General features: G+C 33.9%; 8 protein-coding genes and 1 pseudogene. 2 read left to right on the plus strand and 7 right to left on the minus strand.

Annotation, left to right across the window (positions count from 1 at the left end):
• Positions 1 to 1,283: 1,283 nt before the first annotated feature.
• The gene (locus tag B9N71_RS01185; RefSeq protein WP_085163827.1) at positions 1,284 to 2,891 is read left to right on the plus strand and encodes a hypothetical protein; all 1,608 of its coding nucleotides are present in this window, start codon (positions 1,284 to 1,286) and stop codon (positions 2,889 to 2,891) included.
• Between the two features lie 398 nt (positions 2,892 to 3,289).
• Here the strand turns inward: B9N71_RS01185 and B9N71_RS01190 are convergent, their stop codons facing one another.
• From B9N71_RS01190 to fdhD, 5 genes are all read right to left on the minus strand, one after another.
• Positions 3,290 to 3,766 (minus strand): hypothetical protein, encoded by a 477-nt coding sequence (locus tag B9N71_RS01190; protein WP_065589334.1) that lies wholly within the window; start codon positions 3,764 to 3,766, stop codon positions 3,290 to 3,292.
• 937 nt (positions 3,767 to 4,703) lie between these two features.
• Entirely contained in the window at positions 4,704 to 5,648 is a 945-nt protein-coding gene (locus B9N71_RS01195) for an EamA family transporter (protein WP_085163841.1), read from the minus strand.
• A gap of 178 nt (positions 5,649 to 5,826) precedes the next feature.
• A complete protein-coding gene (locus B9N71_RS01200; RefSeq protein ID WP_085163828.1) occupies positions 5,827 to 7,065 on the minus strand; it encodes a nucleoside permease in 1,239 nt (412 codons plus the stop codon).
• Between the two features lie 58 nt (positions 7,066 to 7,123).
• The gene (locus B9N71_RS01205) at positions 7,124 to 7,942 is read right to left on the minus strand and encodes a purine-nucleoside phosphorylase (protein ID WP_065560695.1); all 819 of its coding nucleotides are present in this window, start codon (positions 7,940 to 7,942) and stop codon (positions 7,124 to 7,126) included.
• 291 nt (positions 7,943 to 8,233) lie between these two features.
• Positions 8,234 to 9,040 carry a formate dehydrogenase accessory sulfurtransferase FdhD gene (fdhD, locus tag B9N71_RS01210; RefSeq protein ID WP_085163829.1) on the minus strand — a complete coding sequence of 269 codons (807 nt, stop codon included), beginning with the start codon at positions 9,038 to 9,040 and terminating at the stop codon, positions 8,234 to 8,236.
• 183 nt (positions 9,041 to 9,223) lie between these two features.
• On the opposite strand from fdhD, the gene B9N71_RS01215 reads away from it, so the two are divergent.
• Positions 9,224 to 9,754: a DedA family protein gene (locus tag B9N71_RS01215; RefSeq protein ID WP_065560693.1), complete on the plus strand. Its 531-nt coding sequence runs from the start codon at positions 9,224 to 9,226 to the stop codon at positions 9,752 to 9,754.
• On the opposite strand, the gene mscM is transcribed toward B9N71_RS01215, so the two are convergent.
• On the minus strand, positions 9,751 to 12,369 hold the full coding sequence (gene mscM, locus B9N71_RS01220; RefSeq protein ID WP_085163830.1) for a miniconductance mechanosensitive channel MscM: 2,619 nt from the start codon (positions 12,367 to 12,369) through the stop codon (positions 9,751 to 9,753). The two genes, B9N71_RS01215 and mscM, sit on opposite strands and share 4 nt — an antisense overlap.
• Positions 12,370 to 12,376: 7 nt before the next feature.
• Positions 12,377 to 13,222, minus strand: a pseudogene (gene asd, locus B9N71_RS01225) (archaetidylserine decarboxylase); the annotation flags it as partial.
• Positions 13,223 to 13,648: the final 426 nt, after the last annotated feature.

Here is a 13,648-nt window from a genome sequence, read left to right on the forward strand (position 1 = left end):
TGTATGATTTAGTGTAGCCGAACCATCCGAATCCTAGACGAATTACTGTACCAAGGTTACCGCAGACGTTTGAGTTAGTGGGTAGAGATATAAAAACTAATGATGAGGTAGTAAAATATGGGTTTGTGTTGAGGCAGTGGTTCGTCAGTCGGGGGCATATATGGAGTAGTTATAGTGACCAGTTAGCATGGTGTAATGGTTTGGGTTATCGCATGTCGAGGGTAAGGGATTTAACCAATGCGAAGTGTGGTGTACATTTTAACTTTCCATGTATATATGGCGTAGATGGCGCCACGCCGTCGTCAGTACATAGGGAATACCAACGTCGTATAGGCGCTGGATTTTTCACGGAGTGGGGCGTTATGCGTCTCTACGCTGATACGGGCTTCAATGGCTGCGTCTGGGCATATGGCGTACCGGGTAGCAACCGCCAGCTCCATGTCCACTCTCGATGCGGCTGGGTCATCAGGCACGATATTGCCAGCAGCCTAATCGATTATGCTATTTGCACCACACCTTAGTTTTTAGCGTTTATTTCTTAATCATTAGGACGCAGAAGGTGCTTATGGTGTGAGAGGATAATCTAACAAAAGAATAAAGCACGGCGCAAGTTGGGCGCTGAGCAGGCAAAGCCAGCACTTTAATGATTAAAAGCAAAACAGCGCCCGACCGATACGACTTAAAAGCTTGCGCTTTTGTTATTAACTGGCTGTTATTAACAAGTTATTATTAACTAACTATTATCAAATAACAAAAGCGCTTTTATTAAAAAGCCAAATTCAACGTAATAAAAAAATAGCTAGCCTATAAGTGTTTGATTTTATTTAAAAATAAAAATAAAAACTTCAATAAAATCAATAGTCTACCTGAGCGATTTTAGAGTAAAAACACGCTTATAGCACCACAATATTAATAAGCTTGACTTATCAGAGCGCCAAAATATACCAATAACGAAGTAAAGCTAGCACGCCAAACAGGGCTGTTGGGTGTGTTTGTGTTTTAGATGTTATCAGCAATATTAATCATTCCACCAAAGGTTAAAATGCCTGAAATCTGACATCATATTTTAATTAAAAAATTCACCTACTTTTATAACTGAATCATTTCTATCTTTATTTTTCTTTAAATTTATTTACATTTCTTTACAAAAAAGCCTGCCAAAAAACTAGCCAACTATTTTTTAAACAGCTATACTTTAACCGCTTTATAAAGGCAAACTTATTAAATATATAAATAATTATAAAAAACGAAATAAGAAAACATAAATTGATAGGTGAAATGTAATGCAGTATCGTTTTTGGCACAAGCACTGGCAGACCTATGTCTTAAATTTATCAAATAATCCTATTCGACGAGTTTTTGCACGAAACTCATTTATATCATCGAAATTATCTCTCGAATTATTATCGAAATTATTCACAAAACTATCTTTAAAAATCCCATTGGCATTAGCGCCATTGTTGTTATTGCCGTACTCTTTAGAATCGCAGGCATTATCGGCCACAACTTCTGAGCGCATTCACGGTACTGCGCCTTATTTAACCTTTGATGGCGGTGCAACCCATGCCGATTCAGTTAGTCCCTTATTATCAGTAACATTGCCTGGAAACAAAATTATTACTGTATCAAATGATAGCTCAAGCATGGAAAACCCATTAGTGTTAGATAAACTTTCGGCCACTTTTGCAGATATCAAGACATTAGTACCTCATGGGGATTATCCAGAAGTATTGGCAGATAAAGTGATTGCTGACAATGGTTATTGGAAGGATGATGATGGCGATACACTTCATCGTGTCAATTCAAGTAAATTAAAAATTAAATGGCAGAATTTATATGGTCAAGATATTACTAATTATGTGAAAGATAACTCAGATAAAGCATTAAATGGCTGTGATGCACCTTATCAATTGACGTTAGAAGTGGAAGATGTGAGCATTAAGACAGAATATGGTATTCCTTCTGAAAGTGATAAATTTACTGGAAATAGGCATACCTATTATCTTTATCCCAAAATGGATAAACCACAATTTTGTTATGCTATGCCTAACTTAGAATATGATTGGCATTCAAATGATATACCTTACGATGGGGCTGTTTCTTCTCTTAACGATCCGAATGGCGAGTGGAATAAATATAGAGGATTTTATGCCTATAATCCAGCGAATCCTGGAGCAAACTTTCCAACCACAGGCTCTCATAATTTATTTTTTTACTTGAGTGTTGCAGGAATGAAAGCACAAGATATCGTTAATACGAATGGTCGAACAATTTCGACAGGAGGGGTAACATTAACGTTAAATGCTGAAAATACGCTACCTACAGGGCTTGTAAAAATTAACTTAACGGGTCCTAAGGAGAGTAATCCTGGTTCTTTTATTCCTTCAACATTTTATTTACACGATAAAAACAATGACCCATTGTATAATTTTAGATTAGAGCGTTGGTATGTAGCTAAAAAAGGCGGTGCAGGTGGTTATCAAAATGGAGTTGCGTTTTGTAATAACTTTAATGGTGGTGGGTATCGTATGCCCAAAGTGCTTGATTTTACCAATGCAAGGCGTGGCGGTATTGTGGATTGGCAAAATGGTATAACAGATGAAAGCTATTTACGAAAAATTAGTTATAAAGTGAATGGTTATTGGATGGGTGGGTTATTTAGCGAATGGGGACGTATGACTCAGATTTACTATAAAGATAGTGATTGGGAATATTTTCGTGTTGGAGAACCTTCTTGGGGGGATATAAGAGGGTATTATTGGACGTCAGAAGATCATTATAATGCTGGTTTGAACAGTATCCATAATTATGTTGTAGAGACAAATATAGGTATTGTTGGTGATAGAGGTGGAAACGATTTAGATTTTAGAGTAGCATGCGTTAGCCCTTAGTTATATGTAAGAATTATTTATGTTTTTATGGTAATTTGATAAATACTGTAGTAAATATACATAAAAAAACAAAATTGTAGGAAAACGCCGAGTTGTTTACTTTTCATGGTTAAAATAATCCTCTAAAAACGCATAAGGCGTTTTTAGAGGATTAGTCCAACATTAAGCTTTAATTCACAATACACCCGATAAACCCGTTTATGATTCCATTTATAGCCGAGCTTTTTGATACGATTAAAGCATTTAGGAAAAAATCAGGGTAAATGTTTTTCGGCTATCTTGCTAAATATTAGAGTAATTATTGGATCATTTAATAATTTAGGTTGATAATAGTAAGCATAACAGCTTACTTTTACAATAGCACATCACGGCAATTGATTTTTTGTTAACAGCTTTATTTAATCATCCCAAAGCATAATTGCATGATCTTCAGTTAATATTAACGGCGGTGCAAAAAGATACTCTTTGACTTTAGCTGGTAAAACCTGCATGTCATTAAAGTTAAATTGTAACTCAGGATAAACATTAGCAATTTCTTTTATACGGGAATCAAGTAATTCCTTTATTTTATTCGATTCTTTTGTAATAGCTATTTCGTCTTTTAGCATGCCAATTTGTTTTTTATGATGCTCTGACTCAAATATTTCATGAAAAACAAAAGAAAATCCCTTTTTGTTATTGGTTCTGTCACAATTGGGGCATTCTCTATATTCAGGATGATGCAATTTAAGTTCTTTAACACGCAAAGCAATAATTTCGTCGATATGATCGGTATAATAATTTAATGTGGGATCTAAATAAGCTAGCGTTCTGTGTTCAGGTATTGCGCTATTACTATGCACTAAGGTAAATAAAGGTTTTTTTAATATCTTCATTTTTGTAACTTCCTTTTAATTAAAATAAAAAGATAACAAGACCTTAATAAAGAAAATAGGCTGTTAATTTTATGTAAAAAAGTTTTTGGTTGACATAATACTTAAATATAAAAACAAACAACAAAATCAAAATAATTCATTATGTTATAATGAATATTTAAATTAATGAAATTAAGTTTCAAAGCATAGGTACTTAAAATAAAAAAATACTATTAAGAACAACTGCTATCAGAAAATGAAAAGTCTTATTTACTTATAAGCCTTATTTAAAGGTTAATTACGGTATATTATCAATACAGTAAAACATTATTACTTAATAGTAAAAACTTAATAAGCGAATGACTACCTATTTTAAATAGCAAGCTGGTACTATTTAACATATTTAAAAATAATCACTTTTTTAAGACAGATTTAATTTTGGAAAGTTCAATAATATTGCTAGATTTCATCTTTTAGTTAAAGATTTTACTTCTAATTTTATAGACAAATACATAACGAAGTAGATCAATATATCACAATAAGTTTTAATATATTTAACTATTAAAGCTATCTAAAATAGTGTAGAGCACGGAATGATTTATTTTTTAGTAAAAAACTAGCAATATTGGTCAAATTATAAGACGATCATAATTATGGTGATGATTGTTGGGTTTTCAATGCTTTTGGATATTATAAATAATCAACTTAATATATAGGATTTCCTTACGCTGTTTATTGGAATTAAAAGAAATACAGCATAATCAGCAAATAGTTAGTGATACAACAGATACAAACAAAATTTTAAGTGATTTGCTCACTTTTATAATAGTAAAGTTAAACCACATAAGGCGATTTTAAATAAAATACCTTATGAGTTTTTAGAAGATTATTTTAACCGTGAAATATAAACAAATTGGTGTTTTCCTACATTTTAAGTCGAAAATGTCAGATGAGCTAACTATTTTTCAAGTTTGTTCTTTTTGACATGTTTTAAGTTAGGTAAAGCAATTGCCAAAAGAATAATACCCACTCCAATCCATTGATTAAAATGGACCGATTCGCGTAAATAAAAATATGAACAAGTGACCGCTACAGGCAGTTCTGCTGCCGACAAAATGGCACTTAATGAAATTCCAATTTTTGGAATTCCTACCGAAAACAAAAAAGGAGGCAATACAGTACCTAGCAATGCTAATAAAAATCCTAACTGATACAGTTTGTCGCTAATATCAAGTTTGAAGAAAAATAAAGGTGGAAATATCAAAAAAGTAACAATACATGCACCGGTAATCATCCACGCACTTTTTTCAAGCTTAGGTAATTCGTTACCAATATTGCTGCTAGTACTAATAAAGAGTGAATACATCAGTGCTGCTAAAAAACCAAAAAAACAACCAGTCAAATTTAAACTAATATCTTGATTAAAAATACCTGCTGCTAAGCAGCTACCTAAAATAATTACAATAATCGCTGAAAGTTGAATAATACTAGGTTTGTTTTTGAAAAAAATAAAATCAATAAAGACGCTAACCCACAAATATTGCATTAATAAAATAATTGCAATTGATGCAGGCACTAGTTGTACGCATTGGTAATAACAAATACCGACTAATCCAGGAAATAGACCAACAGCGCAGACCTTCCATTTTTTTGTCAATTTTGTATGCTTTTTTGTTGGAGTTGCTAATTGTGCATTCGCTAATGTAGATACTTTTGGGGAGCGTATTATTTTGACAATAAAGTGAATACTCCATAACATTAACATTCCCAAAAAACATTGGATACCAGTGACTTCACCTAATTTATACCCGTCTTGATAAGCCGTCTTAACGATAGAAGATAGTACGCCAAAGCTACATGCACCTAATAAAACCAGTAAACCGCCTAAAAATTTATCTTTCATATCTAAATCTCGTAACAAAAAATAACATTGCCGATAATTTCGGCTAAAAAACACAATAAAAGACATTAGGGGAAGGATTATTAAATTCATTCCCCAGATGTCTTTTTAATAAGTTAAATCAATCAAATTACAATGATAATTAATATTTCAAAATCTATTAATCTCAACAGATAAGTGATTATGTAGCACACTTACTTTTAGTATGGTCATAATTAAATGAATAATAAAAAACAACACCTAACACAAGTGCATATGTAGCGAAAATTAGCCAAATTGTTTGCCAATCTTTAAGACCATCATGTGTACACATGTCAACAACATAACCACTTAAAATGGAGCCAAAATAAGCACCAATACCATTAACCATGGTCATAAATAGTCCTTGAGCGCTGGCTCGAATATTTGAACTGACTTCTTTTTCAATGAAAATAGAGCCTGAAATATTAAAAAAGTCAAATGCACAGCCGTAAACGATCATTGAAAGCATTAATAGCACAAAACCAAAAGGTGTTGGATCACCAAATGCAAATAAACCAAATCGTAAAGTCCAAGCAATTAAGCTTATCATTATGACTTTTTTGATGCCAAATTTTTTGAGAAAAAATGGGATGGTTAAGATAAATGCGACTTCAGCCATTTGTGAAACCGATAATAAAATAGCAGGGTATTGTACAATTAAGCTATCTTTAAATTCTGAGACTTTACCAAAATCATGTAAGAAAGCGCCACCAAAAGTATTAGTGATTTGTAGTATCGCACCAAGTAACATAGCAAAAAGAAAAAAAACAGCCATAACGGGCTTTTTGAATAACACAAAAGCATCTAATCCTAAATAAGAAACCCAAGACTGTTTTTGGTTTTTAGATACAGTAATATTTGGTAATGTTGCACTATAAACAACAAGTACAGCAGATGCTGCGCAGGCAACATAAAGCTGAGCATTACTCAACTCGAATTTGCATAAACTAATTGTCCACATTGCAATGATAAAACCAACAGTACCAAATACTCGTATTTTAGGGAAAACGGTTACCGAATCTAAGTTATGTTGAGCCAAACAGTGGTAGCTAATAGAATTAGATAATGCAATAGTTGGCATAAAAGCTAACGCATTGCCTAACATTACCCAAAATAAAATAGCTGAATTATTAACTGATGCAGCATAAAAAAGCGCAATGGCACAAACAGAATGACAAAGCATATATAGATATTTAGCCTGCAAAAATTTATCGGCAATAATACCAATAATAAATGGTGTAATTAATGCCGCTAAACCTTTGGTACTAAAAATCATAGATACTTCAACACCAGAAAAGTGTAAAGTATTAAATAGATAAGCACCAAAAGTGGCTAACCAGCTTCCCCAAATGAAATATTGGAAAAACATCATTATTTTTAATCTATTTTTTATGTTCATTGTTTATTCCTAAAATAAAGTGAACTTTTTATAGAAAATTACCAATAAAAAGTATTGGTTAGAAGCGTGCAATCGTTTTTGTTATTAGTTGTAAAAAAGTTGATTTAACGCGTTCTGCTGTCTCTATAACTTCTTCGTGTCCTAATGGTTGATCTAAAATTCCGCAAGCCATATTAGTTAAACACGAAATTCCAATGGTTTTAATGCCTGAATGGTGTGCGATAATTGCCTCGGGTACAGTTGACATGCCAACTGCATCGGCACCTAAAACACGAATCATTCTAATTTCGGCAGGTGTTTCATAAGTTGGACCTGTCCACCAAGCATAAACACCTTGTTGTAAGGTAATATTAAGTTCTTTGGCTACATCAATTACTGTTGAACGCAATTGCTTATTATAAACCTCACTTACATCTAAAAAGCGCACACCTAAATCAGGGTTATTTGGTCCAATAAGAGGATTGTTGGCAGTAAGATTAATGTGATCGGTGATCAACATTAAATCGCCTGGTTTAAAACTCGTATTGACTGCACCACATGCATTAGTGATAATTAATTTTTCAACACCAAGCATCTTCATCACACGAACAGGGAAAGTAACTTGATCTAACGAAAAACCTTCGTAATAGTGAAAGCGCCCTTTCATTGCCACAACTGTTTTGTCTCCGCATTGGCCAATGACTAATTCATTTGCGTGGCCAACGGCTGCTGATTTGGCGAAATGTGGAATTGTGTCATAAGGAATATGAACAGCATCTTCAAGAGTGTCGGCAAAAGGTCCTAAACCTGAACCAAGAATAATTCCAATTGTTGGTTTTTTGTTTGTGTGTTTCTGAATAAAATTAACGGCTTGTTGAATATCTGAAGTCTGATGCATGATAGTATCCTTTCAAAAAAAATTAATGCTAAGCTAAAGTAAAATAGGTGAATATAATAAAACAGTGATAACCTATTGCTTAGTTTAATTGGGTAAAATCCCATAAAATAATTAAAAAACAAAATAATTTTTGTTTTCGGCATATATTATGATGATCTTCGTCTAATAAAGGAAGATGTGAATTGGTATATCTTAGAATGAATTAGAAAAAATTTATTTTTTATTTTTATTATTCAATATATTAAATTTAGATTAATTTAATCACCAAAATGAATAATATAAAAGATTTTCTTAGATTAGACGATCATCGCCAGAATAGATCACACCTTTATCGCCCCTAAAAAATCCTAACAAAGTTAAATGACATTGTTTAGCCAAATCGACAGCCATTGAGGTTGCTGCCGAAACCGCTAACAAAAATTCTACGCCACAATTGGCGGTTTTTTGTGCCATTTCATAGCTAGCACGACTTGATACTAATACCACACCGTGTTGATACTCAGGGTTATTTAACAATTTCATAGCTCTAAAGCCAAGTAGTTTATCTAATGCGACATGCCGGCCGATATCTTCAAACCCTGCCATAAATTGTCCTTTCAAATCTAGCCATACAGCTGCGTGCGTGCAACCAGTTTGTTTACCGACTTGTTGAACATGCGATAAATAGCTTAAGCTGTCATTAAAATCAGCTAAATCAATCTGACTTATTAATGGTAAAGTAGGAATATCTTGGTAGACTTGCTCTATCTGCTCAGTACCACAAATGCCGCATCCTGTTCGTCCAGCTAAATTACGTCGTTTTTCTTTCAGCTCGCTAAAGCGTCGTGACGAAAGTTCAATGTGTACTTCTATGCCTTTTGGGGTATCAATAACATCAATGCCATAAATATCATTAACCGAATGAATAATATTTTCCGTTAACGAAAAACCAATGGCAAAATAATCCAAATCTTTTGGTGTCGCCATCATCACTACATGTGAAATTCCGTTATAAATTAAAGCAACTGGCTTTTCGATAGCTAACATATCAGGTTGAAAATGTTGCAACTTACTGTTTTTAAATTTACGTACTGGAATTGATTTAACACCGATCGTCATTAATTGCCTCTTGCTAATTTGGTTATAATTAAGACTGCTATCAGCACAAGATTAACCATTAATAATTCTAAAATGTTAACGCAGTGTAATATTTTATCAATAGATGGCGTGCTCAGCACTTATTAAGCAATATTATGATAAAATAGTTCACCATAAGCAATTGATAATTCATAAGCTAACTCTATGTCATTACAAGAAATTACACAGACTATCATGCAGTTTATTGAGCACCACCAAGTTTGGGCATTACCCATTATATTTTTATTGGCATTTGGTGAATCATTAGCGATTATCTCGCTTCTAGTGCCTGCAACGGCTATTTTATTAGGGGCAGGGGCTTTAATCGGTGGAGGAGCAATATCATTTGTACCCGTATTAATTGCCGCTTCGGCAGGTGCTGTTTTTGGAGATTTACTGTCTTATTGGTTAGGTAAACACTATCATCAACAAGTTATTGCTTCATGGCCACTTAATAAGCACCCTAAATTAGTTTATCGTGCCGAGCAATTTTTTCAGCGTTATGGAACGTTTGGCGTATTTATTGGGCGATTTTTTGGGCCATTACGAGCAATAGTGCCATTAATTGCAGGCACAATGCATATGCCTGCTACCAAATTTAATGTGGCCAATATTGCTTCAGCGCCAGTTTGGGCTTTTGTATTGCTTGCGCCAGGAGCATTTGGTGTGCCTTGGTTAGAAACTCTTTTTGGTTAAAGCGTGCCGATGGTATAACTACGACGCCCACTCTTGCGTCCCAATGCTTCTAAATTGGTTTGCAATGGTGGGAATGGTAGCGTTAAATGATGTTTACGATAAGCTTCAAGTATCAATTTATGTATAGCACTTCGCAGTAACATTCGGTGTCCCATTTCAGCAGCAAAAACACGTAATTCAAACAACTGAATGCCTTCTTGGATATCTACCAAAAATACTTGTGGCTCAGGATCGTTAAGCACATATTCACATTCGTCTGAGGCTTGTTGTAAAAGTTTGATAACCAAATCACTATCAGCATCGATAGTTGCGGGAATGGTTAATACAATCCGAGTGATCGAATCTGATAACGACCAGTTCACCAATTGTTCGGTAATGAAAGCTTTATTGGGCATCACAATTTCTTTACGATCCCAATCGACAATGGTAATTGCGCGAGTATTAATTTTGGTGATATTACCTGTCAAATCGCGAATTGTCACCGTATCGCCAATACGCACAGGCTTTTCGAATAAAATGATTAATCCAGAGATAAAATTAGCAAAGATCTCTTGTAAACCAAAACCTAGCCCCACACCTAATGCGGCAATTAACCATTGAATTTTAGACCAGTCGATACCAATAAACGAAAATGCAATCATACAGCCTATCATCAAAGTAATATATTTTGAAACTGTGGAAATAGCATACCCTGTTCCTGGTGATAAATCTAAATGTTGCAAAATGCCTAACTCCAACAAAGAGGGCAGATTTTTGACCAACTGAACGGTAATTGTCATCACTAAAATCGCAATACAAACTGCACCAAGGGTAATGTATTGTTCGATTTCAGTTCCATTTACAATGGCGCTGGTTCCCCAAAGTTTAATATTATTCATAAAGGCAAAGGCCGAATGCAATTCAGACCATAGCAAAATCATACTAATTAGCGCAATCATCATAATAATCGATCTGACTAAATGTAAGGATTGCGCACTGATGACATCTAAATCGATAACAGGTTCATCAACACTTTCGTTAAGTGAATTGAGATCATCTTCATGTGATTTGGCTCGTTGCATACGTTCTAATCGACGTTGCTTGGTTCGTTCAAATTCTATACGACGTTTTTGGATCCACATCCAACGGCGAATCATAAAATAAATAACTAACAAAGCAAACCAAATAATGACAGAGGCCTCAAGACGTCCTAATAGTACTTGAGCTGTCGAAAGATAACCTAAACAAGCCGCAATGATAGCTAGCCATGGTGCACTTAATAAAATAAACCACAAAATATGACTTAATAAATTATCACCAGCTCCTTTTTTATCAATATAAAGAGGAACACCAGCACGATGGATAGAATTAGTCATAAACACCAAAGCAAAGCAGAGCAAAATAAACGACGTTCGACCAATTGTGGCTGCAAATTGATGATTATTATACTGATCAAAACTCATTACTATCATCACTAGTGGAATTACCAGCCAAACTGAAAGTTGATAATATTTCATCGCTGAGCGTACGCTAAGTCTAGACCAACCAAAATGGGTAATAAACAGTCCATTAGTTGACGCAAAATGCGCTGAAATAATAAATACCCACAAAATAGGCGCAGCAGCATTCACACCATAACCCAAGGCAAATGCGACAGGATAATCTGAATTAATCTGTAAAGCATAACCAAACACTGCCCACAAAATAGGGATAGGTAATGCCATAATTAATGAAAATATAATTACTTTTAAGGTTAAAGAGTAACTATCTTGTGTAACTTTTCCTACACGGCTAGCTGATTTATTGAGAAAAATATTATATTTCGTGCGCATCTTAAAGTGTGCAAACACGAATAACAACGACAAAATAATTAAAAATAACGGTTTTGGCGAACTAAGTACTTCAATGCTAGCTTTATAAAGTTGTGAAATGGTATCGACAGAAAAAATCACATACACAACATCTTTGGCTAAATCAATTGGATAACTCAATGATATTGGATTCACATCAGCTACCCAGAAAAAATATCTGTGTGCAGCATCGTTTACTTCGTCAATCGCATTGGTTAATTGCTTATTGGCAATTTTTAGTTTAGTCAATTCTAGAATGGTAGTATCAGTTCCCGAAATAAGAGTCTTAAGTAATTCGGTTTGTTCCCGAATTAAACGACGATATTGGGTTGCTTCTTTGATGCTATTAAGTGGGCTTGTTAAAGTTGGGTAATTGTCCAAAGATGTTAAAATATTACTATAATTAAGTTGTTGCGCTTTTGCCTCGGCGATTTCGGCATCAAGCGCTTGCGATTTGGGTTTTTCTGGCAAACGCAATAACTGTTGACGTAAGGTTTCGCCCAAAGCGGTCGAAAAACTCAACCATTCTCCTTGTTCATCAAGTGTTGCCAGTGTATTTTGAACATGTGAAATTTGTGTCGTGATATTGTTTTGCTCATTAACAATACTAGTTAGATGTGTTTTTTGTAACTCCATATTTTGTCTGAGTTCATCATTTTTATCACTTAACTGATGAACAACTAGCGAAAGATCATTTTCATCATTAATGACTGGTGTGGTTTCTTCGGCAAAAGTCAGTGAAGAAAACAACACAACAACAAAGCACACAACACCACGAATCCACATAAAGCTATATCCTGTCAGCTAATTTTTGACCCACGCGAGTAACATCACCAACTTTAAGGTGGTTATTAAACTCAATCGAATTTGAGGCAAACAGTGTAATTACTGTCGAACCTAACTTAAAGCAACCTATATCTTGTCCTTTAGTTAATTTTATCCCGTTGGTATAAGTCCAACGTTTCATTATTCCTTCTCGTGGAGGGGTAACAATACCTTCCCATTGTACTTCTATACTACCAACAATAGTTGCCCCAACTAAAATTTGCGCCATTGGACCTAATTCGGTTTCAAACAAACAAATCACACGTTCATTACGAGCAAAAATATTAGGTATACTTTCGGTTGTAGCTTTGCTAACTGAAAATAGCGAACCAGGCACATAAATCATCTCACGCAAAATACCATCACAAGGCATATGAAAACGGTGATAATCTTTAGGAGATAAATAAGTGGTTGCATATAAACCATTTCTAAAAAAGTTGATCATATCAGGATGACAGGCAAGTAATGATTCTAAAGAATAAAAATGCCCTTTAGCTTGTAACAGCTGTGTATCAAGAATAGTACCAAACTGACTAATTACACCATCAGCAGGCATAACAACAGCACTATCGGTGGTATCAATTGGCCGTGCATCCTCATTTAATTCACGAGCAAAAAAGTCATTAAAGGTTTTAAATTCTTTTACATCACTAATTTTTGCTTCGCTCAAATCCACTTTATACACTTTACAAAAAAGCATAATCATCCATGTTGTAACTTTACCTAACTGTTTTTTTGCCAACCAACCAAAAATAACGGTTAATAGCTGTTTAGGAAGAAGATACTGAATAATTGCTTTTAACTGATTTAACATAGATAACTCTCAAAATTATGTTATAAATAATACATTATACCAAGGTTTATAGACAAAGTGTAAAACCAACTTAAATCAATAATTTGTATAATTGATCATATACATATATAAATTTTGCCAATTCTGTTCAATAATGGCAATCGTTTAAAAACTTTTATTGTTACTTAAACTGCGTTCATTACCAATAATTAAGGACAGTATTAATAGCATTTAGAAGCATTAAAGCTAGATTTAGTTACATTAAGCAGTATAGTTATATTATCATGTTATAAGTAATCATATTAGCATTTAACACCCTAAGAAATACATCGATTTAGTAATGGATTTAAGAACAGTATTTTTGCAGGAATACTATTCATTTATAAAAAGAGATATTAACGGAGCTTAATAAAATTGTTAAATAGAGCATAAAACTCGATAGTATTG

It is taken from the genome of Gilliamella bombi, assembly GCF_900103255.1.
GTDB lineage: Bacteria > Pseudomonadota > Gammaproteobacteria > Enterobacterales > Orbaceae > Gilliamella > Gilliamella bombi.

Excerpts from the sequence above, each read along its gene's own strand:
- B9N71_RS01185 (WP_085163827.1), top strand. The coding sequence starts at position 1,284 with ATGCAGTATCGTTTTTGGCACAAGCACTGGCAGACCTATGTCTTAAAT.
- B9N71_RS01190 (WP_065589334.1), bottom strand. The coding sequence starts at position 3,766 with ATGAAGATATTAAAAAAACCTTTATTTACCTTAGTGCATAGTAATAGC.
- B9N71_RS01195 (WP_085163841.1), bottom strand. The coding sequence starts at position 5,648 with ATGAAAGATAAATTTTTAGGCGGTTTACTGGTTTTATTAGGTGCATGT.
- B9N71_RS01200 (WP_085163828.1), bottom strand. The coding sequence starts at position 7,065 with ATGAACATAAAAAATAGATTAAAAATAATGATGTTTTTCCAATATTTC.
- B9N71_RS01205 (WP_065560695.1), bottom strand. The coding sequence starts at position 7,942 with ATGCATCAGACTTCAGATATTCAACAAGCCGTTAATTTTATTCAGAAA.
- fdhD (WP_085163829.1), bottom strand. The coding sequence starts at position 9,040 with ATGACGATCGGTGTTAAATCAATTCCAGTACGTAAATTTAAAAACAGT.
- B9N71_RS01215 (WP_065560693.1), top strand. The coding sequence starts at position 9,224 with ATGTCATTACAAGAAATTACACAGACTATCATGCAGTTTATTGAGCAC.
- mscM (WP_085163830.1), bottom strand. The coding sequence starts at position 12,369 with ATGTGGATTCGTGGTGTTGTGTGCTTTGTTGTTGTGTTGTTTTCTTCA.